At 63.4% G+C, this 24,147-nt stretch carries 16 protein-coding genes; 8 read left to right on the top strand and 8 right to left on the bottom strand.

All coding sequences use genetic code 11. The features are described from left to right. Window positions 1–7 precede the first annotated feature (7 nt). The 3 genes from C5L10_RS16855 to C5L10_RS16845 form a co-directional block, all read right to left on the bottom strand. A complete protein-coding gene (locus C5L10_RS16855; protein WP_105430614.1) occupies window positions 8–3,718 on the bottom strand; it encodes an AsmA family protein in 3,711 nt (1,236 codons plus the stop codon). 76 nt (window positions 3,719–3,794) lie between these two features. Continuing rightward, entirely contained in the window at window positions 3,795–5,210 is a 1,416-nt protein-coding gene (locus C5L10_RS16850; protein WP_105430613.1) for an FAD-binding oxidoreductase, read from the bottom strand. A gap of 412 nt (window positions 5,211–5,622) precedes the next feature. Beyond that, entirely contained in the window at window positions 5,623–5,826 is a 204-nt protein-coding gene (locus C5L10_RS16845) for a hypothetical protein (protein WP_046667609.1), read from the bottom strand. Between the two features lie 321 nt (window positions 5,827–6,147). Between C5L10_RS16845 and C5L10_RS16840 the strand changes: the two genes are divergently transcribed. Further along, window positions 6,148–6,984 (top strand): NAD(P)-dependent oxidoreductase, encoded by an 837-nt coding sequence (locus C5L10_RS16840; protein WP_105430612.1) that lies wholly within the window; start codon window positions 6,148–6,150, stop codon window positions 6,982–6,984. Between the two features lie 87 nt (window positions 6,985–7,071). Here C5L10_RS16840 and C5L10_RS16835 read toward each other — a convergent pair whose 3' ends face one another. Together C5L10_RS16835 and C5L10_RS16830 are read right to left on the bottom strand one after the other, a co-directional pair. Continuing rightward, window positions 7,072–10,275 carry an efflux RND transporter permease subunit gene (locus tag C5L10_RS16835; protein WP_105430611.1) on the bottom strand — a complete coding sequence of 1,068 codons (3,204 nt, stop codon included), beginning with the start codon at window positions 10,273–10,275 and terminating at the stop codon, window positions 7,072–7,074. Beyond that, the gene (locus C5L10_RS16830; RefSeq protein ID WP_105430610.1) at window positions 10,272–11,528 is read right to left on the bottom strand and encodes an efflux RND transporter periplasmic adaptor subunit; all 1,257 of its coding nucleotides are present in this window, start codon (window positions 11,526–11,528) and stop codon (window positions 10,272–10,274) included. Before C5L10_RS16830 ends, C5L10_RS16835 begins: the two co-directional genes overlap by 4 nt. Before the next feature lie 269 nt (window positions 11,529–11,797). Here C5L10_RS16830 and C5L10_RS16825 point away from each other — a divergent pair, with 269 nt between their 5' ends. Continuing rightward, window positions 11,798–14,278, top strand: a complete 2,481-nt coding sequence (locus C5L10_RS16825; RefSeq protein WP_105430609.1) for an ATP-dependent helicase — start codon at window positions 11,798–11,800, stop codon at window positions 14,276–14,278. A gap of 171 nt (window positions 14,279–14,449) precedes the next feature. Beyond that, window positions 14,450–14,899, top strand: coding sequence for a hypothetical protein (locus tag C5L10_RS33710; RefSeq protein WP_172717061.1), 450 nt, complete (start codon window positions 14,450–14,452; stop codon window positions 14,897–14,899). Here C5L10_RS33710 and C5L10_RS16820 read toward each other — a convergent pair. Next, complete coding sequence (locus C5L10_RS16820; protein WP_105423704.1) at window positions 14,894–15,706, bottom strand: IS5 family transposase; 813 nt, start codon at window positions 15,704–15,706, stop codon at window positions 14,894–14,896. The two genes, C5L10_RS33710 and C5L10_RS16820, sit on opposite strands and share 6 nt — an antisense overlap. A gap of 326 nt (window positions 15,707–16,032) precedes the next feature. Here C5L10_RS16820 and C5L10_RS16815 point away from each other — a divergent pair, with 326 nt between their 5' ends. Both C5L10_RS16815 and C5L10_RS16810 read left to right on the top strand, forming a co-directional pair. Beyond that, the gene (locus C5L10_RS16815) at window positions 16,033–17,034 is read left to right on the top strand and encodes an NAD(P)-dependent alcohol dehydrogenase (protein WP_105430608.1); all 1,002 of its coding nucleotides are present in this window, start codon (window positions 16,033–16,035) and stop codon (window positions 17,032–17,034) included. 83 nt (window positions 17,035–17,117) lie between these two features. Then, a complete protein-coding gene (locus tag C5L10_RS16810; RefSeq protein ID WP_105430607.1) occupies window positions 17,118–18,263 on the top strand; it encodes an amidohydrolase in 1,146 nt (381 codons plus the stop codon). Between the two features lie 51 nt (window positions 18,264–18,314). Here the strand turns inward: C5L10_RS16810 and C5L10_RS16805 are convergent, their stop codons facing one another. Next, window positions 18,315–19,694, bottom strand: coding sequence for a DUF2778 domain-containing protein (locus C5L10_RS16805; protein ID WP_105430606.1), 1,380 nt, complete (start codon window positions 19,692–19,694; stop codon window positions 18,315–18,317). Window positions 19,695–20,457: 763 nt separating this feature from the next. Between C5L10_RS16805 and pncA the strand changes: the two genes are divergently transcribed. From pncA to C5L10_RS16785, 3 genes are all read left to right on the top strand, one after another. Beyond that, entirely contained in the window at window positions 20,458–21,084 is a 627-nt protein-coding gene (gene pncA / locus C5L10_RS16795) for a bifunctional nicotinamidase/pyrazinamidase (protein WP_105430604.1), read from the top strand. 118 nt (window positions 21,085–21,202) lie between these two features. Then, complete coding sequence (locus C5L10_RS16790; RefSeq protein ID WP_105430603.1) at window positions 21,203–21,922, top strand: AzlC family ABC transporter permease; 720 nt, start codon at window positions 21,203–21,205, stop codon at window positions 21,920–21,922. 1 nt (window position 21,923) lies between these two features. After that, window positions 21,924–22,238, top strand: coding sequence for an AzlD family protein (locus C5L10_RS16785; protein WP_105430602.1), 315 nt, complete (start codon window positions 21,924–21,926; stop codon window positions 22,236–22,238). A gap of 15 nt (window positions 22,239–22,253) precedes the next feature. Here C5L10_RS16785 and C5L10_RS16780 read toward each other — a convergent pair whose 3' ends face one another. Further along, entirely contained in the window at window positions 22,254–24,086 is a 1,833-nt protein-coding gene (locus C5L10_RS16780; RefSeq protein WP_105430601.1) for an aminopeptidase P family protein, read from the bottom strand. Between the last annotated feature and the right edge of the window lie 61 nt (window positions 24,087–24,147).

Here is a 24,147-nt window from a genome sequence, read left to right as displayed (position 1 = left end):
TGGGCAGCTACTGCTGCACCCCTGGCAGGCTTGGCATATTGGAAATGCCGGGGGACGGAAGGTTCGGAAAGTTCTGGCGGATCGCGCCATCGGTCGGCGGCACGATCAACTGCGGCGGCTGGCTGATCTGGCGCTGACGCACCTCTTCCGCCGCACGCGCCGCCGCCTCCACGCCCTGACGCTGGCGTTCCGCCTCGGCCGCCTGCTGCTGGCGGGCCCGCTCTTCGGCCGCCGCCTTGTCGCGGGCCGCCTGCCGCTCGATCGCTTGGAAATTATAGAGCGCCACCTCGCGACGAAGACGCTGCTTTTCGAGCACGCTCGCCTGCAGCGTCTCGACACGCCGCCGCTGCTGCTCGAAGGCCCGCTGCGACAGGAAATTCGTCATCGCCGCGATATCGACCCGTTTGGCGGGTGCGGCAAGGTCCCCCGAATATTCGAGCCGGATGGTCGGATCGCCGCCGGCCAGCGCTTCCTCGCCGGCATCGTAGGTGACCGCCAGATTTGCGCTCAAACTGTCATCCAGCAGATCGAAGCGCCCCTCGCCCGACAGCTTCGTCGCGCCGACGCCGGCCGCGACATTCTGCGCCCGCGCTTCGCCGGCCGTGATCGTCACGGGGATGGTCATGTTGCCGACCGCCGCACTTCCCTGATGCAACAAGCCGGTCGCGATCGGCCGGACCCTCGCCTCCGTCACCTCGCCGCCAAGCTTGTCGACCCCGGCCATCAAGGGCTTCATCGCATCGGGATTGATGCCGGCGACGGTCAGGCCCTTCAGCCGCAACTCGGCCGACCCGCTCGTTGCACCGAGGAGCTCGGCCAAGGTCCTGCCGGTCGATTCGGCGGACATGTTGAAATCCAGCTTGCCGCTGGCGACCGGCTTGCCGCCAGCCTTCCAGACGAGCGGCGCGAGATCGGCATTCTCAGCCGAAATCCGGGCCTGCAGAAGTCCTGTTCCGTCACCGTTCGACATCAGCAGCCGGCCAGCGAGCCGGCCGCCCTGCCAGTTGCCCGCACCGTTCTCGATGGTGATGCCGCCGCTGCGATGGGTGACCCTGGCTGCAAAATCATCAATATTGCCGAAGGCGCCGGCATCGAACCTCCGCGCCTTGACGTCGAGCGCGACATCCGTGCCGGAAAAGATCGGCCGGGCGAAGGGTTTTGAGGAAAACGCCCCGCTTTGCGGATCGCTGACCGGCCCGTAGATCGCCTCCCCGAGCCAGGCAAGATCGAGGCTGTCGACGCTGAGCGAGCCGGTTGCCGGCAAGCCCGGCGCCTTGCGGTCGATCGCGATGTCTCCGCTGATCGCATTGCCGTCCGCGGCACCTTTAAGGGCGGCGATCTTCACCGCCTCCGGCGTCATGCTGAAATCCGCGTCGAGCGTGACCGGCATGCCGGTGCCGAACTGCGGCAGGCCGATGCCATTCATCAGCAGATAGGGCTCCAAATCCGCGCTTCTGAGCGTGACGTGACCTCTGCCCTCGCCAAAGCCCTCGTTGCCGATCCGAATATCGCCGTTGATGTCCAGTGAGGTCTTTTCGGTCGTGAATGTCAGAGCAGCCTTTGCCGCGGCATCCGGACCCTGGTGGACGTTGAGCAGCAGTTCTCCCGCGCCATCCCCCTGGAAAGGCAGGGGATCGAGACCCGCCTGCCCCAGGAGAACCATCGGATCGGGATTGTCGAGCGACGCTACGAGCGTCATGTCGGTGCCGCTCGTGAGGTCGAAGAGGCCTGGGAGCTTCAGAGCGGCATTAACGGCGCTGCCGTTGGTCTTGCCCTTGAGGACGACCTCCATGCCATTCAGGTCGCCGCCGACAGTCAGGCTGGCACCGAGATCCGTGTTGGCGAACCAGGTGCCGTTTGCCGCAAGCCGGGCGAGAGCCGGATGCGCAGGCAGCCGGTCGCGCAGCATGGCCAGGAAAGCCGTCGGATCGACGGAACGGAAGGTGAGGCTGCCATTGCCCGAATAGGCAAGCAGCGAGCCTTCTACGCGACCTCGTGCCGAAACCGTCGCGCCTTCGACATTGCCGATCGTCAGGCGCTCCAGCGACAGCGCGCCGCCGGCTAGGGTGAAGGCGGTGTCGACATTGTTGGCGGCGACCCCGAAGGCGGTGAACCGGTCGGCCTTCAGCGTCGCGGCAACCCGATGGTCGAGCACGTCCTGGCCCGCATCGTCGCCGGTCATCAGCGAGGCGAGCGCCCGCATCGCATCGATATCGATCTCATTGCCGGCTAGGCTCATCGAAAGATTGGGCGTCTGCCCCTGGGCGGACTGGCGCTCCACACGGCCCTTGAGCGTCGCCGGGCCGACCGCCAGTTCGAGGTTGTCAAACCGCTGCAGGTCCGGCGTCAGGTTCACCTTTGCCGAAAACCCGGCGGAGCGGAGTTGGCGCAGCTCGGGCGCCACCCGGCCCGAAAGCCAGTCGGAAAGTCCGGATGGCTGGCTGGAGGCGACCAGCATGTCGCCGACGAAGGACGTCCGGTCGCGAAGCACGAGGCTGCCCTTTGCCTCCAGCTGCGTGCGACCCGGCAGGGTGGCGACCACGTTGTCCACCGTCCAGCCGCGCCCGGCGGGACGGATGTCGAGCCTGATATCGCGTATGGTCGTGTCGTTGGCGACGATCGCCGGCAACCTCAGGCTGGCGCGGCCGGGCACCTGCGGAATGGGGATCGAGGCCGCCAGCCGGATGAAATTGTTGATGCGGCGCTGCGCCGAGGCGGCGGCATCGCGGCCGGTCTTGGCCCGCGCTCCCTCGCCCAGCCGATTGACGTCGATCTGCTGGCCGTCGGCTGTCAGCAGGAATTCAGGCTTCTCGCCGGTATCGAGCGTCGCTTCGCCAGTGACCACGTAAGGGTTGTCGGTCGCCCCGACTTCCAGCCGGTATTGCGGAACGCGAATGCGTTCGTTGGTGACCTCGAACCCGCCCTTGAGGCGTGGCCCGGGCGGCGGCGGCGTCACCGGCTCGGTCTCGTCTTCCTCCTGCAGGAAGTCGAGGGTGAAGTTGCCGTTATAGGCAGGCTTGTTGTCGGCGACGGTAAGCTCGCCGTCGAGATTGACCTCGACGGGCTGCGCGTCCGGCCAGAGCCTGAGGCGCAGCGCCATACGCTTGCCCTCGGCATCCGCCGTGCCGCTTGCCAAGTTGAACCGCGTCTCATAACCGTCGAGCGCCGCATTGCCTTCGCCGCGCCAGGGGCCGCGCAACGAACCTGCGGAAAAATCGCCCGCGAGGCCGGTGATCTGCCGTGACTGCCCGGACTGTTCGTCGATCAGGTTGATCTCGCCGCCGGTGATATGCACATCCTCGATGACCACCGTACGGGCCGGGATCGCGGCACGGCTGCCGCGCATCCAGTCGAGAGAGCCGTCCTTCAACAGCCGGATCCGCGCCTTCGGCTCCTCGATGCGCATGTCGAAGATGCGCGCCTCGCCCGAGAGGAACGGCGCCAGCTCCATATCCATCGAAAATCGTGCCACCTGCACCAGCGGCTGACCATCCGTATCAGGCCCCACCCGTACGTCATGCAGGGTGACTGACGGAAACGGCAGTATACGTGCATCGACGTCGCCGTGGACGGTGACCTTCTTGCCGAGGATGCGGCTTGCCTGTTCCTCGAAGCCGACGCGCAGGCTCGACCAGTCGACGAAGAACGGCGCGAGCAGCGCTGTGAACAGCGCCACCACCACCAATCCGCCGAATGCCAACAGGATGCGTCCGAGCACGGTATCCGTCTCCCTGATCTTGCTTAAGAGACTAGTTCCATTGGGTTCACAGGCAAGTCAAGCTTGCGGGAGCATCTCATTCGGCAATCCTGAAGATCTTGCCCGGATTGAAGATATTATCCGGATCGAGGCCCCGCTTGATGGTCCGCATCAGCTCGACGGCACCGCCCAGTTCTTCCTCGAGGAACGACATCTTGCCCTGGCCGACGCCATGCTCGCCGGTGCAGGTTCCGTCCATCGAAAGTGCCCGGTGATTGAGGCGGGCGATGAACGACTCGACCTTGTCGACCGAAGCCGGGTCCTTGCCGTCGAAAAGCACCAGGACATGGAAATTGCCGTCGCCCGCATGGCCGACGATCGGCGCCAGTAGGCCCTGTTCGGCAATATCGGCCTGGGTCTCGGCGACGCATTCGGCAAGCCGCGAGATCGGCACGCAGACGTCGGTCGACAGGCCGTCGAGTTCCGGCGCCAGCGCCCTGCTTGCCCAGTAGGCATTGTGCCGCGCGGTCCACAGCTTTGCCCGCTCCTCGGCATTGGCGGTCCAGAGAAATTCGTCGCCGCCGCATTCCGTGGCAATCTCGGCAAACTGCGCCGACTGCAGCGCCACCGTCTCCTCGGTGCCGTGGAACTCCAGGAAGAGCGTCGGTTTTTCCGGATAGGAGAGTTTTGAATAGGCATTGCAGGCGCGCATCTGCACGTCGTCCAGCAGTTCGATGCGGGCGACCGGAATGCCCATCTGGATGGTCATGATCACGGCGTCGCAGGCGGCCTTGACGCTCGGGAAGGCGCAGACCCCGCCGCCGATCTTTTCCGGAATGCTCTGCAGCCTCAACGTCACAGAGGTGATGACGCCGAGCGTGCCTTCCGAACCGACGAAGAGACGGGTCAGATCGTAGCCGGCCGAGGATTTCCGAGCCCGCCGCGCGGTGCGGATTTCCTCGCCGTCGGCGGTGACGGCGGTCAGCGACAGGACATTGTCCTTCATCGTGCCGTAGCGCACGGCATTGGTGCCGGACGCGCGGGTGGCGGCCATGCCGCCGACCGAGGCGTTGGCGCCGGGATCGATCGGGAAGAACAGGCCGGTGTCGCGAAGCTCACGGTTCAGCTCCTCGCGGGTAATGCCGGGCTCCACGGTCACGTCGAGATCGGCCGGGCTGACCCGAAGCACCTTGTTCATGCGGCTGAAATCGATCGAGATGCCGCCGGAGGGCGCATTCACCTGGCCTTCGAGCGAGGAGCCGATGCCGAAAGGCACCACCGGCACGCGATGCTCGGCGCAGGCCTTGACCACGACTTTGACGTCATCGGCGCTTTCGACGAAGACGACGCCATCCGGCAATTGCGCCGGCAGATAGGTCGTCGTGTGGGCATGCTGCCCGCGAAACGACTGGCCGGTCTGAAAACGTTCACCGAAGGATTGCTTGAGGATGCCGAGGACCGTCAAGATGCCCTCATCGTTGCGAAGGCCTGCCTTCACATCCTTGATCGCCATGATCACTCTCCTCTTGTATTTTCAAGGGATTGGTTAGGCGACGGGTCGGGTTTTGTCCAGCCGGAACAGCGGCGGACCGATCGGGCGGAGTCCGGCCTTGGTGATCCTCAGTTTCTTTCGTCATCCTTATCTGTTGCGTTGGTTTTTGCTTTGAGTTGAATCTGAGCAGGCCGACGGCGTACCTTCGTCATCCTTGGTCTGAGAGACCGTGCCCGAGCCCGGTACGCCTGCCGGTGTATCCGCGACGGAACGTGGGGATTGTAGGCACGGATCGGCAGGCCGGGGATGAGAGGGGTGAAAAGTTGAATTGACTCGTTGAGCAGGCAGGCGGGTAAAGCTTGGGACATCCCCCCGACGGCACTGCCCGACGAACTCGGCATAAGAATGCCGGCCGCGAAACCTGATGCGGAACCTAGCCCGCTATGGCCACGCTCAGCCTCTGCTGTACCTGATCGACATTGCCGCGGACGTATACGGCCGTGGGCTTGCCGCCGGCGCTGGCAAGCGCGAGAGCGACGATAGTGACTTCCTCTTCGAAGGTCGTGACGTAAAGCACCTGCATGGGATTGATGTATACGGACTGGTTATGGGTATTCTTGAAGCCGATCAACGCCATACGTCTCTCCTTCTGCTGCGTGGCAACATTGCCATGCCATGCACAAGGTTGCCGCAAGTTTAACAGGCCCGGCTCGTGATCGTTATGACCAAAAGAAGTCTCGAAACCGACCACCGCAGCGAGATGTCGGCGATGAGCCTCCCGTGCTGGTAAGTCCTTGCGCTCCGGCAGGGTGAGTTTCCGGGAGCCGGACGCGAATCGCCGGCAAGGCCTTCGCGCCACAGACAGGCTTTTTGTCCCGGCGCCAAATAGTTCACCTGCAAGTCACCGATCGATGCGCTAGATCAGGTCCTGCCCTTATCAAGTTTCAGGAGATCAGCGATGGCGACAATTGCAATCATCGGCGCGGGTGCGATGGGGAGCGGGATCGGCCAGCAGTTGGCGGACGGCGGCGCCAAGGTATTGACCTATCTGGATGGCCGCTCTCCCGAGACCCACGACCGGGCCAAAGCCGCCGGAATGAAGCCCGCCCCGCTCGAAGATATCATCGGGGCGGAGATCGTTCTATCGATCGTCCCGCCCGGCGAGGCGATTGGCGTCGCGGAACGTCTGTCGGCGGCGATCGGAGAGCGCCCTGCCCCGGTGACATTCATCGATTGCAACGCGATCTCGCCCGACACGATGCGCAAGGTTGCAGCCGTCTTCAGGCCCGGCCAGGCGAACGTGCTGGACGGCTCGATCATCGGCCTGCCGCCGCAGCCGGGAAAAGCCGGACCAAAACTCTATATCAGCGGTGACGGGGCGGACAGAAGCGCCGTTCTCGCCGGGCACGGGCTTCACGTCCGCCGGATCGAGGGCGCCGTCGGCGCAGCCTCGGCGCTTAAGATGTGTTATGCGGGCATCAACAAGGGCGTCACCGGCCTCGGCACCGCCATGCTTCTCGCCGCCATCGGATCGGGCGCCGACCAGAGCCTCAGGCGGGAGATGGCCGAAAGCAACCCCGACCTCGATCGGAAACTCTCGGGCGCCATTCCGGACATGTATGCGAAAGCCTATCGCTGGGTGGCGGAGATGGAGGAGATCGCAGCATTCCTCGGCGAGGACGATCCGGCCTCGCTGATCTTCAAGGGAATGGCGGGATTGTTTCAGAAGATGGCCGACGACCGGGCCGGCGGCGGCGCGCTTGCCGGCCAGCTCAACGACCTACTCGGCCGATAGGTCGTCGAAAATCTCGACGCTATCTCGTCTGTCCTCGGATCAGGTCCGAGGACAGCGGCTATGGAAGGGACAGATTGCTCCCACCCGTCACTCGGCGGCGAGCAGCTGTTCCTCTTTTTCCTTCTCGTTATCCTGCTTCTCCTGCCCGCCGCGCGAGGCATGCGCCAGTTCCTCATGGAACCGCGCTTCCTCGTGCATATGCGGCTTGGCGAAGCCGGCGATCAGAAGATAGGCGACCGGGGTGATGAACAGCGTCACGATGACCGCAAAGCCGAGACCGCCGACGATGACCCAGCCGAGCGCGATACGGGCTTCCGCACCGGCGCCCTGGGCCAGCAGCAGCGGTACGCCGCCGATGACGGTGGCGATCATCGTCATCATCACCGGGCGCAGACGCATGGCGCAGGCCTTCTCGATCGCCTCACGCACGCTCGCACCGCGGTCCCGCAGTTGGTTGGCGAATTCGACGATCAGGATGCCGTTCTTCGCCATGACGCCGACCAGCAGCACGAGGCCGATCTGGCTGTAGACGTTGAGGCTCGACCCGGTCAGCACCAGCGCGATGGCGGCGCAGGCAAGACCGAGCGGCACGGTCGACATGATGATGATCGACGACAGCACGCTTTCGAACTGCGCCGCCAGCACCAGGAAGATGATCGCGATCGCAAAACCGAAGGTCATCAGCATGGCATTGGAGTTTTCGCCGAGCGTCTTCGCCTCCGCCATCGGAACCAGGCGGACGCCCGCCGGCAGGAACGGCTGGGCGATCGCGGAGACTTCCCTGACCGCATCGCCGAGCGCCACGCCGTCGCGCAGGTTCGACGAGATGGACACCGAGGCGAGCTGTTCCTCGCGGTTGAGCTGCGGCGCCACTGCGCCTTCCTTCAAGGTCGCGATCGTCGACATCGGCACGATCTTGCCGTCGCCGGTCTTGAGGAAGATGTTCTCGAGATCGGTCGGGTCGTCGATCGGTCTCGTGGTCGAGGTGAGCTTAACGGGCAGCGCGTCGCCGTTGACGAAGACGTCGACGACCGAGCGGCCCTCGAGCAGCGACTGCATGGCGGTCGACAGGCCGGTGATGTCGATGCCGAGGTCGGAGGCCCGCTCGCGGTCGATCGCCACCGAGAGCTGCGCCTGGGTCGGCTCGTTGGTGAGACGCGGCGTATCGAAGAACCGGGCGCCTTCGCTTTCCATATGCGACACGAGCTTCAGTGCCGTCGAAGTCAGGACGTCGTAGTCGTTGCCGACCAGGGCCATCTGCAGGCCGTTGCCGGCGCCGCGGATCTTCAGGCTGTTCGCCTGCATGGTGAAGCCGCGCAGGGCCGGAACCCTCAGCGCCGCGGCGTTGACGTCGGCGGCGATCTGGTCCTGCGTGCGGCTGCGCTCGCCCCAGGGCGCCAGCGTCAGAACCATGAAGCCGCTATTGGTGTTGCTGCCGAAACCCGAGATCGAGAAGACATTGGTGATCTCGCCGGAATCGCGCAGCGACTTCAGGTTCTCTTCGACGCGCTGCATCTGGTCGCGGGTATAATCGAGGCTGACGCCCTGCGGCGTCGTCAGGCGCAGCATGATCGTGGCGCGGTCTTCGCGCGGCGTCAGCTCGCTCTTGACCAGCCCGAAGACGTTGTAGGCGGCAATCGAGAAGACCACCGACACGACGATGACGACCAGCGGCGCATTGAGGCAGAACCGCAGCGACGACGCATAGACCCTGGCGAACCCGTTGCCGAAGGCGCCGAGGAGACCGTGATCCTCCTTCATCGGCTTGGTCAGCATGCGCGACGCGAGCATCGGGCAGAGCGTCAGGGCGGTGACCGACGACAGCGCCACCGAGAAGGCGAGCACGAAGCCGAATTCCTTGAACAGGCCGCCGATCTGGCCGGGCAGGAAGGACAGCGGAATGAAGACCGCGGCAAGCGTCGCCGTGGTCGCGATGACGGCGAAGAACACTTCCTGGGTGCCGAGCACGGCGGCGGCGCGCGGACCCATGCCTTCCGCTCGGCGCCGGACGATGTTTTCGAGCACGACGATCGCGTCGTCGACCACGAGACCGGTCGCGAGCACGATCGCCAGCAGGGTCAGGATGTTGATCGAGAAACCGACGAGGTAGATCGCCACCAGCGTGCCGATCAGCGCCACCGGCATGGTGATCGCCGGGATCAGCGTGGCGCGCCAGTCACGCAGGAAGAGGTAGATGACCACGACGACGACCGCGGCCGAGAGCATCAACGCGATCTCGACCTCGTGCAGCGCGCCTTGGATGAAGATCGCGTCGTCGCCGGTGATGGCGATGCGGGTGCCTTCCGGCAGCGCCTTCTGCATCTCAGCGACGGCGGCCTTGACACCTTCGGAAATGTTGAGCGTGTTCGACTGCGCCTGGCGGATGATGCCGAGGCCGACGCCCTGCACGCCGTTGGCGCGCAGCACCGTCGTGCCGTCATCCGGGCCGAGTGCCACGGTCGCCACGTCGCGGACGCGGACATTCGGGCCGATCAGGACGTTTTCGAAATCCTGCGGCGTGGTGAGGTTGGCGGTGGCGCGAACGACGATATCCTGGGTCGTGCTCTTCAGCGACCCGGCCGGAACGTCGAGCGCCGCGCTCGACAGCGCCTTGGAGACGTCGGCGACGGTCAGGCCGCGGCCAGCCAGGGCGGACTGGTTGACATCGACGCGAAACACCTTGTCCTGATCGCCGTAAAGTTCGACGTCCGCGACACCTTCGACGGCGGCAAGCCGGTCGACCACCTCGTTGTTGACGAGCTGGGTGAGGTCTTCCATCGACATGTTCGACGATGTGACCGCAAGGCGCATGATGGCGTCGGAATCGGCATCCGCCTTGACGATGCGCGGTTCGTCGGCATCGTCCGGCAGCTGGTTGACGACACGGCCGACCGCATCGCGTACGTCGTTTGCGGCTTCCGACAGATCGACGCTGTCGGAAAATTCCATCGTCACCCGGCTGGAGCCGAACTGCGACTGCGAGGACAGAGCCTTGAGGCCCGAGACGCGCGCGACGGCGCCCTCGATGACCTGGGTGACTTCCTGGTCCATCGTCTGCGGCGAGGCGCCGTCGTAATTGGTGCGCACGGTGATGACCGGCTGGTCGACGTCGGGAAGTTCGCGCACCTCGACTCCCGCGAGAGCCGCAAGACCCGCAACGACCAGCAGCGTGTTCAGAACCGCGGCAAGGATCGGCCGGCGGACGAAGAGGGCGGTAAAGCTCTGCGCGGATTTCTCCGCCTCGGCCTTCCCCTCCTCGTCATGGCCGACGCCTGGGAGTTCGATCTTCATTGGCGCGCCACCTCAGCCGTTTCCGGCGCGCCGAAGATCCGGACCGGCGCCCCTTCCCTCACACGCTGCAGACCTTCGGTGACGATCCTGTCGCCCTCTTTGAGCTCGCCGCCCACGAGGACCGCATCGGGATTGCGCTGGACGACGCGCACCCGGGTCTTGACGGACTTGTTGTCCCTGACCTGCCAGACATACGAACCTTCGCCGTCCCACTGGATGGCAAGCGGATCGACCGCCGGATAGCGTTCGCCGGCAAAGCGCATGCCGACGTTGAAGGCCATGCCGGCGCGCAGCACGTCGCCGGGATTTTCGACCCGGGCGCGGATGCGCATCGTGCGGCTTGCCGGATCGATGCGGTTGTCGATCGCCTCGACCTTGCCGGAAAAGACCTGGCCCGGACGGGCGATCGAACTCGCCTCGACCGGCTGGCCCGGCTCGATCGCAACCGCGAAACGCTCCGGCGCCCAGAAATCGACCAGAATGGCCGTGCGGTCGTCGATCGTCACGATATTGGTCTGGGTGGTGACGTTGTCGCCGATATTGACCGCGACGATGCCGGCAATGCCGTCGATCGGGGCGGCGATATCGCGGCGCCTGAGATTGAGTTCGGCGGTGGAGAGTGCCAGCTTTGCGGCCTGTTCGGCGATCTGCGCATCGAAAACGTCGAGGCGCGAGAATGACTGCAGGTTCTTGTAGGAAGCGGATTTTTCTTGGGCGCTGGCCAGCGCCACCCGCGCCTTGTCGCGCTCGATCGTCTGCTCTTCGTCGTCGAGGCGGGCCAGAACCTGGCCCTTGGTGACCTTCTGGCCCGACGTCACCATGATCTCGTTGATGGTACCGGAGGCCTGCGGCATGACGACGACCGACTGGATGGCCTGACCGCTGCCGATCGCCGAGAGGCGGTCGTTGACGGTGCCGGTGGCGACCGGCTGGGCAACGACGAGCGTCGCCCGGTTGCCGCCCTGGCCCCCGCCTTGGGCACCACCCTGGCCGCCTGCCCCGCGCTGCCCGTTCTGCGCAGCGCCCTGGGCTCCGCCCTCGCCTTGCGGACGCGCCGCAGCATTGCCGTTGGCACCACCCGCTGGAGCAGGTGCGGGCCGGGCTGAGGTTCTCGGAATGACGGCGGCGATCACTTCACCGGGAACGCCCATCTTTGTCAGGGTTCCGCCGGCGCTCGGCACCAGGTAGACCCACAGGCCGAGCGCTCCGGCCAGGACTACGATACAGAGCAGAAGCTGTTTCCAAATCCGCATTCAATTCTCCGATGGCGGCACCAGGAGGCCATATTGCCCGGGAGTATCCTTTTTTGCGGGTGCTCACGCAATGGGTGTTCGGCAACCTTACAAAAATGTAACCTCACGAAATTTCACGCATATGTTAGATCGGAGGCATACATATACTCCTAAAATCGCCGCTTTCGCAGTGGGTAACTGGCGGCAATTTGGCCTTGCCTTGTGTGAACAGTCAGAATGAAAGCAGAACATTTTCTGGTCTTTCAGGTCCGAATCACTACATTGGCCGCATGACGAACAGTTTCGACGACATTCCGTTCTTCGACGAAGAACCTGAGCAGGCGCAGCGCAAGGGCACGGCCCCCGCCTTGGCGCAGCCGGCCGGAAACGGTGGCCTCGGCATTGCCGCGCGCGCCATGGCGGCCCGCGACCAGCACCGGGCGCCCGATTATCTCGCAGGCCTCAACCCGGAACAGCGCGAAGCGGTCGAGACGCTCGACGGCCCTGTCCTCGTGCTCGCAGGCGCGGGCACGGGCAAGACGCGGGTGCTGACCACCCGCATCGCCCACATCCTCGCAACCGGCAGGGCCTTCCCTTCGCAGATCCTTGCCGTCACCTTCACCAACAAGGCAGCGCGCGAGATGAAGGAACGCGTCGGCGTTCTGGTCGGCGGCGCGGTCGAGGGCATGCCGTGGATGGGCACCTTCCACTCGATCGGCGTAAAACTGCTGCGCCGGCATGCGGAACTTGCGGGCCTTCGCTCCGACTTCACCATTCTCGATACCGACGACGTGGTGCGGCTGATCAAGCAGCTGATCCAGGCCGAGGGGCTGGACGACAAGCGCTGGCCGGCAAAACAGTTCGCCGGCATGATCGACACCTGGAAGAACAAGGGCCTGACCCCGCCTGATATTGCCGAGGGCGACGCCCGCGCGTTTGCCAACGGCAAGGGCCGCGAACTCTATGCAGCCTACCAGGCGCGGCTTCGCACGCTGAACGCCTGCGATTTCGGCGATCTGCTGCTGCACCCGATCGCGATCCTCCGCAAGAACCCGGATTTGCTCAAGGAATATCACGGCAAGTTCCGCTACATCCTCGTCGACGAGTACCAGGACACCAACACGGCCCAGTACATGTGGCTGCGGCTGCTTGCACAGCGGCCGAAGGACATTCCCCAGAACGTCTGCTGCGTCGGCGACGACGACCAGTCGATCTATGGCTGGCGCGGCGCCGAAGTCGACAACATCCTGCGCTTCGAGAAGGATTTTCCGGGCGCCAAGGTGATCAAGCTCGAGCGCAACTACCGTTCCACCGAGCACATCCTCGGCGCCGCAGGCCATCTGATCGCCCATAACGAGGGCCGGCTCGGCAAGACGCTGTTCACCGACCGCTCCGACCCCGACGACGAGAAGGTGGTGGTGCATGCCGCCTGGGATTCGGAAGAGGAAGCGCGCGCCGTCGGCGAGGAGATCGAAAACCTCCAGCGCGGCAAGCACAAGCTCAACGACATGGCGATCCTGGTGCGCGCCTCGTTCCAGATGCGCGAGTTCGAAGACCGGTTCGTGACACTGGGCCTCAACTACCGGGTCATCGGCGGCCCGCGCTTCTACGAGCGGCTCGAGATCCGCGATGCCATGGCCTATTTCCGCATGGTCTGCCAGCCCTCCGACGACCTCGCCTTCGAGCGGATCATCAACACGCCTAAACGGGGCCTCGGCGACACGACCGTGCGCTACCTGCACGACTATGCCCGCGCCCGCGACATCCCCATGCTGCAGGCCGCCGCCGACCTCATCGAGACCGACGAGATGAAGCCGAAGGCGCGCAAGGCGCTGTTCGACGTGGTGACCGACTTCCGCCGCTGGCAGGGCCTGCTCGAAAACACTCTGCACACCACGCTTGCCGAGCAGATCCTCGACGAGAGCGGCTATACCGCCATGTGGCAGAACGAAAAATCGGCGGAAGCGCCGGGACGGCTAGAAAACCTCAAGGAACTCGTGCGTTCCATGGAAGCCTTCGAGAGCATGCGCGGCTTCCTCGAACACGTCTCGCTGGTCATGGATGCCGAGAACAACGAAAACCTCGATGCCGTCTCGATCATGACGCTGCATTCGGCCAAGGGCCTGGAATTCGACACCGTGTTCCTACCCGGTTGGGAGGAAGGCCTGTTTCCGCACCAGCGGGCGCTCGACGAGGGCGGCCGCTCGGGGCTGGAAGAAGAACGCCGCCTCGCCTATGTCGGCCTGACGCGCGCAAAGCACCGCTGCCATATCTGGTTCGTCTCGAACCGCCGCATTCACGGCCTGTGGCAATCGACCATGCCGTCGCGCTTCCTCGACGAACTGCCGGCAGCCCATGTGGACGTCGCCGCCTCGGACAGCAATTACGGCGGTTATGGCGGGCGCGGCGGTTACGGCCAGTCGCGTTTCGACAAGGCCGAACCCTTCGCGAACAATTATTCCACGCCCGGCTGGAAACGCGCCCAGGCCAACAAGACCGATGCCACCCGCGACAACTGGGGCACCCGCTCCGGCCACGCCGTGGAACGCATCGGCTACGGCGAAAGCGGCCCGCGCACCCGCACGATCGACGGAGAGCTGGTGGCCAAATCGGTCGCCGACAAGCCCTCGCAATTTTCGGTCGGCGACCGGGTGTTCCACGTCAAGTTCGGCAACGGCAATATTTCGGCGATCGAGGGCAACAAGCTGACGATCGAGTTTGATCGGGCCGGTCAGAAGCGGGTGCTGGAGGGGTTTGTGGAGCGGGTGTGAATTTTAAAATCTTACGTTGATTTAAAAATAAAATGATGCAACCTTAAAAATATTGATGATCAGGAGATTTCATAGTGAGTAATTTAACCGAACTAAGAACTCTCATCACTGAAAGCCTACGGGTCCAGCGAGGCACCGATGCTATCGATTATATTAATGTGGGAACAGCCCTTGCTGACGCATGCGCAAAGCAAAACCATACGATATTTGCCAGGAGAGGATGCGGGAAGACACTTTTACTGCACAGCTCATCAAAAAAATCTCAAAAAAGATGTATCCACGGTATATTTGAACTGTGAAGACTTCAAGCATCATTCGTTTCCAAATGTATTAATTGAAATACTTATATCAATATTTGCAGAATTCGATAGAAATTTAACAGGATGGTTTGGAAGACGAAAAAGAACAAAAGACACCATCAAAGAGATAGCAAAACATCTTCGTGAATTATACGAGTCTGCCGATAAGGTGGAAGAGAGTATACGCGAATCTTTCTCACGCGAACTTACGAGGACCGGATCCATCGGAGTTTCGTTAGGTCCGTCTGATGCTAACGTTAGCCTCGACAATTCCGGAGAAAGTAAAACGGGCGCAAATAAGAGTCCGTCCGAGAATTCATGATGGGCGTGCGATCCGTCTGACGAGGGTCATGATGGATGCGGCATAAAGGAAGGCCTTGGCGGACTTGATGGTTGCTTCCGGGTCTTTCCATAGCCGGCGGTTTCGGCTGATCCAAGCGAAGAAGCGCTCGACAACCCAACGCTTTGGATGAACGGCAAAGCCGACCTGATCCTTCGGCTTGCGGACGATCTCGACGTCGACCAGCGTCGCATTTTGCGGCCTGTCGCCAGAGTATCCCATGTCGGCAAATGCCTTGGCAACGAACGGGAAGGACTTCCGAGACAGTCGCAGAACCGGGATGGCACCATCGCGATCCTGAACGTCGGCCGGTTGAGGATCAAGCACGAGAGCACGTCCATCCATATCGACCATTGCTTGTCGCTTGCGGCCTTTGATCTTTTTACCCGCATCATATCCACGCGGACCGCCGCTCTCGGTGGTCTTCACGCTCTGGCTATCCAACACAGCAGCACTTGGAGAGGCCTGGCGGCCGGTCCGCTCGCGATCCACCATGACGAGGCAGTGATTGATCCGCGTGAAGACACCAGTGTCACGCCAGCGGCAGAAATACCCGAAAACCGTGCTCTTGGGCGGCAGGTCTTTCGGGATGAGACGCCAAGGAATGCCGCCCCGCAGAACGTAAAAAATGGCGTTGATGATCTCCCGCAGCGGCCAGGCTGGCTTACGCCCCCTTGGCGCAGGCTGCGGAAGAAGGGGCGCTATCACCGCCCATTCCGCGTCCGTCAGGTCGGTTTCGTATCGTGGCTGTTTGCGACTATACTGCCGCCGGGTGGTCGGGTTCCACATGGCGCTTCCATTCAGGCTTCAGACACCTTCTTGGAATCATCATCGGCCCGATCACTCAACCCAATTCTCGGACGGGCTCTTAGGAGAGGATGCGATCTGCTCCTATTTTGAACGAGGAAGAGATAGGAAGCCTTTTCCTAAAGGCACCCACAAATGTCGAAGAGGTCTTGTTCGAAGAGGCGGCTTGAGTAAAATCTGCTAGTGGATTTAGCCAAATCACGATGTCATTTCAGACCACTTAACGGATCGAACAGGTGACCTTGTCAGCCTCCCTGCCTCCCGCTACCTGAAGCACGTGAGATTTTTGAATTTTAAGGGAGGACACCATGAAAGCCATCGTCACAGCCCCCGGCGGCCTCGATGCCCTGAAGCTCGTCGATCTGCCCGACCCCGGCAAACCGGGACGTGGCGAGATCCGCGTCGCGTTGCATGCGAGCTCGATCAATTTCCATGACCTGAGCGTCGCAAGCGGCCGGACGCCGACCGATGGGCGGGTGTTGATGGCGGATGGTGCCGGCGTGGTCGAGGAGGTCGGCGAAGGGGTGATCGAATTCAAGCCGGGCGACCATGTGGTCTCCTGCTTCTTTCCGGACTGGCAGGACGGCCCGCCGCTGCCGGGCGGATTTTCGCGCACGCCGGGCGACGGGATCGACGGGTTCGCGACGGAATACGCGGTACGGCCGGCTGCGGCCTTCACGCTCGCTCCAACAGGGTTCAGCCATGTGGAAGCGGCAACGATCACCACGGCGGGCCTGACCGCCTGGCGGGCGCTGGCCGAGCTTGGGCGACTGAAGGCCGGCGAGACGGTTCTGGCGCTCGGCACGGGCGGCGTTTCCATCTACGCGCTGCAGATCGCGAGAGCCATGGGCGCGCGGGTGGCGATCACCTCCTCCTCCAACGACAAGCTGGAGCGTGCCAGGAAGCTCGGCGCCGAATTTACGGTCAACTACAAGGACCATGCAGACTGGGGCAGACAGGTCTTCGACTGGACCGGCGGCCGCGGCGTCGATCACGTGGTGGAGGTCGGCGGTCCGGCAACGCTCGGCCAGTCCATCCAGGCGGTGAAGATGGGCGGCCATATCGCCATGATCGGCGTGCTGACCGGCCCGCGGGGCGAAGTGCCGACCGCGGCGCTGATGGGCAAGCAGGCGGTTCTGTCGGGCATTCTGGTCGGCAGCCGCCGGCAGCAGCAGGATTTCGTCCGGGCGCTCGATACGGGGCTGGTCCGGCCGGTGATCGACAGGATCTTTCCGCTTGAAAAACTCGCCGACGCGTTTCGCTATGAGATGAGCGGCAGCCATTTCGGCAAGATCGGCATCGAGTGGTGACAACGCCGGCACGCGTTTTTCCTTGCGGAGAACCCCTGCCCCGGTTACCTCGAAAACCAGACCCGGCCCTTAGGAAGCAGCCCATGTTTCTCACCAATCAGGATGTCATCGAACTCACCGCCTGGCGGCGCAAGCTGCATTCAATGCCGGAGATTTCCAGCGAGGAGATCGCGACTGCTGCCGAGGTGCAAGGGTTTCTTGCCGATACGGTGCCCGACCGGGTGGTGACAGGCCTTGGGGGCACCGGCGTCGCGGTCGTCTACGACAGCGGGCTTCCGGGCCCGACCGTTCTGTTCCGCGCCGAGCTGGATGCGTTGCCGATCGAGGAAGTCGGCTCGCCGGAGCATCGCTCGAAAATCCCCGGCAAGGGCCATATGTGCGGGCACGACGGCCATATGGCCATGCTTGCGGCGCTTGGGCGGCAGTTCGGCCGCGAAAGGCCGGAGCGCGGCCGCGTCATCCTGCTTTTTCAGCCGGCGGAAGAGACCGGCGCCGGCGCCGCGGCGGTCGTCGCCGACGAAAAATTCCAGGAACTGGTGCCGGATTACAGTTTTTCGCTGCACAACATGCCGGGCCTGCCGCTCGGTCATGCCTGGCTGAAGGACGGGATCGTCAACTGCGCCTCGCGCGGCCTGAGGATCTCCCTGACCGGGCGCACCGCGCATGCCTCCATGCCAGAGACGGGCATCTCGCCGGTACCGGCGGTCGCAACGCTGATGCCGGCGCTGACCGCCCTCAGCCAGGGCTCGATCGCAACCGGCGACATGGTGCTGGCAACGGTAACGCATGCCGCGATCGGCGAACCAGCGTTCGGCATAGCCCCCGGCCATGCCGAAGTATGGGTGACGCTGCGCACGATGACCGACAGCCAGATGGAAGCGCTGACGACCAGGGCCGAGGACCTGGTCCACGAGATCGCAGCAGCCGGCAATCTCCGATGCGAGATGGATTATCACGACATCTTCGGCCATTGCGAGAACCATGCGGAAGCCGCCGGAATGCTGCGGGCGGCGATGGATGTCGAAGGCGTTCCCCATGATGTCGGTGAAGCGATGCGCGGCTCGGAGGACTTCGGACGATTCGCGACGGTTTCGAAGTCGGCAATGTTCTTCCTCGGCGCCGGCGAAGACATGCCGAACCTGCACAATCCGAACTATGATTTTCCCGACGACCTGATCCCGATCGGCACGAAGATTTTTGTGCGCGTGGCGCGGGATATTCTCGGCTGAGGTCTTGAACGGGTGACGCCTTCATGCGGCGTCACCGTCATCCAGTCGCGATCACGCGTCGCTGTTGCCGAACAGCTTGGCCATGAATCCGCCATCGGTGCCCCGTCCGGGGCGCTTGCCGTCCCATTTGGGCACGATCACCATATGGGTGATGTCGCCGCGCTGGAAAGCCTTCAGGAACTTGTCGTAATCGGCGAAGGCGACGCAGCCGTGCGAGTCGCCGCGCACCCGGAGCAGGAAGCTGTGGGCAAGCAGGCCGGTGCGGCCCTGCGGTGCCTTGCCATCGACCGGCGTCAGGCGGATCGCGGCGACGCCGTGGAACAGCTTTTCGCGCATCGACAGCTTGTAGGTGCCGGGCGGCGTCGGGCCACGCATCGTCACATGGGTGTATTTCGGGTTGTCACGCATTTTGCCGATGCCGGAATGCGCCTCGAGCTTGGAGCCGTTCGGCATATAGACCATGCCGCCGGAAATATCGTAGACGGCCACTTTCGTGCCGATGCCGGGCCAGGCCGGCGCGGATTGCGACGGGCGCGTCGGCTCCTCGCGCATCGGATTGTCGGGCTTGGCAAAGGCGAGCGCGGTCGGCTTGTCGTCGCCGTCATCCGACTTGGCGGGCTTTTGCGGCGCGACAGCGGCGATGGCCGCAAGGGCTGCCGGCTTGGCGGGCTTGTCGGCGGCGGACCCAGGACGGATCACCGGCAGCGGACCGGCCTTCGGCAGATCATAGGAAGGTGCTGCGGGAACGGCCTCCTCGACCACCGCGACCTCGCTCTCCTCGGTATCGTCTTCTTCCAGGGCGGTTTCTTCAAGCGCGGCCATCTCGACCGGCTTCATGTCCTTGAGCCCCGCAACGGTGGTGACCGTCTCGGCATCCTGGATCATATCAGGCAAGCTGCCGCTCGCCGAGCGGGGCGCCACGACCACGAGGCTTTCCATCGCGGGGCCGAGCACCGCGCGAATGGCATTGGCGTCCGGACGGGCTTTTTCGAGCGCGGCGAACCGCTGATCGTGTTCCTGATGCCGGGCGGCCTTGGCCATCGCCACGGTCAGCACCCGACTGACGTTCGAAAGATCCGGCTTGCGAGCCTCAAGGGCGGCCACATCGGCGCCAGCCAGGCGATTGCCCTTGGGCTCGGCAGGCGCGCTGCCCGGAAGGCGGGAGAATTTTGAAACGTCGATTTCGCGTTCACGCGTTGTGGCAGCGGGAACGGCAAGAGCGATCGGTTTTGCCAACGCCGTCTCGAACTTCACATCGGAAGCCGACTTCACCGCGGTCGCCATGGTAACCATCGACGCACCCATCAAGGCGGCGACCGTCAGGCCGAAACCGACCGTGACATTGACCAGGAGAGAGCGGGATTTTTTGCGGCGCTGCGGAGCCTTGCCTGCCTGCCTGCCATTTACCGACGTCTGGACCGAACGCGCCATCACTCGTTACCCGAACCGTTACTCACACCGGCGAGGATCGCTTCCGCGAGACCGCCAACACAACCTTGGCGAGCGCTGAGCAAACGAAGATTTTGCTCACTGCCGCCTATCGACTGCATGTGAGGATGAACGATTATGGTAACCAATGTCTTTACGTCGCCCCGATTTGGTTTCGGTGGTGCACATAAAAGCGCATGCCGTCGGAAGTTTAACCGAATTGCGGCAACAGGGTGTCCGCCCGGTGCACAATTGAGGCCAGTCAAGCCAACGACCGTTGCTGTTTAGCCACAAAATCCAAGTCTTTCAAGGCTTGTCAGAATTTTTATACCATTTCCCTCGCCGCGCGCCGCCGGCCCCCCGACACATATTCCGACAGCAGCGCCTTGACGACGTCCATGACCGCCCGCACCCGAGGTGTATACCGGAGCCTTTCAGGGTGGTCGGACAGGTCTCTGCAGCAGGCGAAATTTAGGGTAAAAACAGTAGATCAAGTCCTTGTGGCCGGTCGCCACGAACTCGAGAACAGTCCAATCCTGAGCTCGCTGTGAATGCTCGACAGCGTTGTAGAGGCTGAGTTCCGCCGCACCACGATGCCCCTCACGGGAGAGTTTTTCCGCACCCCAAAACAGCCGGATGGCCCTTAATCCTGGAAGGATGGAGATCGACAGAACAGAGCTGACTGCTGCGCTGCAAAACATATCGGCCTTGATCCCGCCGCCCGCCCTTGGCATCCTCCGGCGATCCAGGATTCGGAGGACGACCGATGAAAGCGCTGCTCCTGATCGACATCCAGAACGGGTTTTGCCCGGGCGGCAACCTGCCCGTGGCTCACGGCGACGAGATCGTGCCGATCGCAAACCAGTTGATCGAAAGCGGCGGCTACGACGTCATCGTCGCCTCGCAGGACTGGCACCCCGAAAACCACGGAAGCTTTGCCTCTCGGCATCCGGGCAGGAAGCCGTTCGAGATGGGCGAACTGTCCGGCCAGCCGCAGGTCATGTGGCCCGACCATTGCGTGCAGGGCACGCCGGATGCGGAGTTTCACCCGGACCTCAACGTCGAGACCATCGACTATATCCAGCAGAAGGGCGAGAACCCGGCGGTCGACAGCTACTCCGCCTTCCGCGATAACGACCAGGCCGCAATAACGGGCCTTGCCGGCTATCTCAGAGCCCAGCAGGTGACCCAACTCGATCTCTGCGGGCTCGCCACCGATTATTGCGTGAAATTTTCCGCTCTGGACGCCGTGGAAATGCTGCCGGGCGTAAAAGTGCGCTTCATCGAGGATGCAAGCCGCGGCATCGATTCGGAAGGCGTCAAGAGCGCCATCGCCGAGATGAGAGCAAAAGGCGTCGGCATCGTTTCGAGCAAGGACATTCTCGCCGACTGATCGCCGGCACCAGGGCCGGTCGGCCTGATAGTTCAGCGGAATCGATCGTTCCATCAGCCCAATTGAATTGCGCGAGATCCCGCAGGGCTCTAAAGCCGATGCGAAAAGGATTTCTTCGATGAATCGCAGCGAATTCAACCAGGGTCTGAAGGGTGGCCTCATCATCGCCCTGTCCGCGGCGCCCTTCGCGATGCTGTTCGGCGCCGTTGCAAGCGACAACGGCCTCTCGGTCATGGAAGCGGGCCTGATGAGCGCGACCGTCTATGCCGGCGCCAGCCAGCTCGTCGGCATCGAACTTTTCGGCCACCAGGTGGCACCGTGGCTGATCGTGCTCTCCGTCTTCGCCGTGAATTTCCGCCATATCCTCTATTCGGCGGCGCTGACCCGATACATTACCCATTTCACGCCGATCCAGAAATTCTTCACCTTCTTCGTGCTGACCGACCCGCAATTCGCCGAAGCCGTGAAACGCGGCGAAAGCGGCCGGGGCGTCAGTTTCCCCTGGTATATCGGCTTCGGCGCCGCGATCTATTTCCCCTGGCTGTTTTTCAGCATCTTAGGCGCGTTTTTCGGGCGTATGATGGGCGATCCGCGTGCGCTTGCGATCGACGTGCTGCTGCCGGTCTATTTCCTCGGGCTGGTCATCGGCTTTCGCAGCAAGCCGGGCTTTTATCCGGTGGTGGTGGCGAGCGCGCTCGGCTCCGTGCTCGGCTATCATTTCGTCGGCTCGCCCTGGCATGTCAGCATCGGTGCCGCGGTCGGCGTGGTCGTCGCCGCCTTCCTGCCATTGTCCACAGAACCCGCGCCGGTAACGGCCGCCGCCGAGACGGAGAGCTGACATGGCAGACCAGCTCTCCATGGACATGGTGGTCCTGATTCTCGCCGCAGCGGCCGCGACCTTCCTCACCCGCATCGGCGGTTATGTGCTGATCACCCGGATGAAGACGATCCCGCCGCGCATGGAACAGGCCCTCAACGCCGTGCCGGCGGCGGTTCTGACTACGCTCGTCGCGCCCGCCTTCTTCAACGGCGGCTGGGACGTCAAGATCGCCATGCTGGCGGCACTCGTGGTTGGGGTCCGGTATCCGGGCCTCTTGCTGCTCGGCGCCGGCTGGGCGGCAGCGATGATCTGCCGCCACCTCTTGGGCTTCTGACTAAGGCGCCCCGCTTCAGGAAAGCGGCTCCGTCGCCTTCACCAGCCAGGTCTTGATCGCGTCGTCCTCGATCAGCGGCAGCAGCTTTTCGCGCACGGCGGCATGGTAGCCGTTCAGCCAGTCGAGTTCCTCGGCGGTCATCAGGTCAGGCAGCACGAGGCGGCGGTCGATCGGGCACCAGGTCAGCGTCTCGAAGGCGAGCATCGGCTGGTCGCCGCCGTCGATCTCTTCCGCTCCGGTCACATAAATCAGGTTTTCGATGCGGATGCCGAAGGAGCCGGGACGGTAGTAACCGGGCTCGTTCGAAAGGATCATGCCGGGCAGCAGTTCCTGGGTCGCCAGCCGCGAGATCCGCTGCGGTCCCTCATGGACGGAGAGGTATGAGCCGACGCCGTGGCCCGTGCCATGCGCATAATCGCCGCCGGCCTTCCAGAGCGCGATGCGGGCGAGCGGATCGAGATCGCAGCCGCGCGTGCCCTTGGGGAAACGCGCCGTGCTGATGCCGATCATGCCCTTCAGAACCAGGGTGAAGAAACGCTTGTGCTCTTCCGGAACAGAACCGACCGCAACCGTGCGGGTGATATCGGTCGTGCCGTTGACATATTGCGCCCCCGAATCGACCAGGAACAGCTCGCCCGCTTCGAGCTTGCGGTTCGTCTCGGTCGTTACCCTATAGTGGATGACCGCACCGTGTTCGCCGGCGCCGGAGATCGTCTCGAAGGAAATGTCCTTCAGCGGGTTCTGCATGTTTTGTCCGACGCGGGCACGGGTCGCCTCCAGCGCCTTGACCGCGTCGATCTCGGTGATCGTGCCGGGCGCCTGGGCGTCGAGCCAGCAGAGATATTCGACCATTGCGGCGCCATCCTGCAGATGCGCCTTGGCCGAGCCGTCGAGCTCCTCGCGGTTCTTGCACGCCCGCGGCAGTTTCGCCGGATCGGAAGCCTCGACCACCTCGCCGCCGGCGGCGGTGATCGCCCTGGTGAGCGCCAGCGGCGTCAGCTCTGGGTCGATGAGGATCTTCGCGCCATCCGCCGAGAAGGCCGCAAGCCGCGCTAGGAATTCCGAAGGCGGACGCTGGACGGCGATCTGGGCCAAGTAGGCTGCCTGTTCGATACCGGTCTTCATCTGGTCGAGAAAAATCTCGGCCTTGCCCTCGGCCGGGATGATGGCGCGCGACAACGGATAGGGCGTGTGCGGCACGTCGTCGCCGCGGATGTTGAATATCCAGGCAACCGAAGTCGGATCGGCGATGACGACCGCCGCAGCCCCCTTCTCCTTTACCTGGCTCGCAATCGAGGAAATCTTCTCGCTCGCCAGCGTGCCGGCATGCTCCTGTTTCTGGATCGAGACGGCGCCGAGCGGCTCGGCCGGCCGATCGATCCAGATCGCGTCGAGCGGATTGGCATCGAGCAGCACCAGCGAACCGCCGATCTCGGCAAGCGCCTTTTCGAGCCGGCGCACTTCCGCCCCTGCATGCAGCCACGGATCGATGCCGAGCCGGAAACCTTTTGCACCGTGGCGCGGCAGCCAGACATGCGGCGGCTCGTTGACGAGATCGCCGGCGGTAAAGACCGAGCCATCCACCTGTTCGGCAAGCTGGGTGACGTAACGTCCGTCGACGAAAACGATAGCCTCCCGTTGAGTCACGAGCGCCATGCCGGCCGATCCGGTGAAGCCGGTGAGCCAGGACAGGCGTTCGGCCGAGGCCGGCACGTATTCACCCTGATATTCGTCGGCACGGGGGACAAGAAAACCGTCAATGCCGAGATCGGCGAATTTCGCCCTGAGCGCGCTGACGCGATCGCGGCCGAACTGCGGGGCGGACTTCACTTCGAAGGACTGGAACATGAGGTTGTTTTTCCGGGCTGCCTGATTCCGAGAGGTCGGACCATGTTAACCGATCTTCGAC

The sequence above is a fragment of the Neorhizobium sp. T6_25 genome, assembly GCF_002968555.1.
Lineage (GTDB): Bacteria > Pseudomonadota > Alphaproteobacteria > Rhizobiales > Rhizobiaceae > Neorhizobium.
Note: the sequence above shows the minus strand (reverse complement) of the source record. Positions and strands in the feature narration are given on the sequence as shown.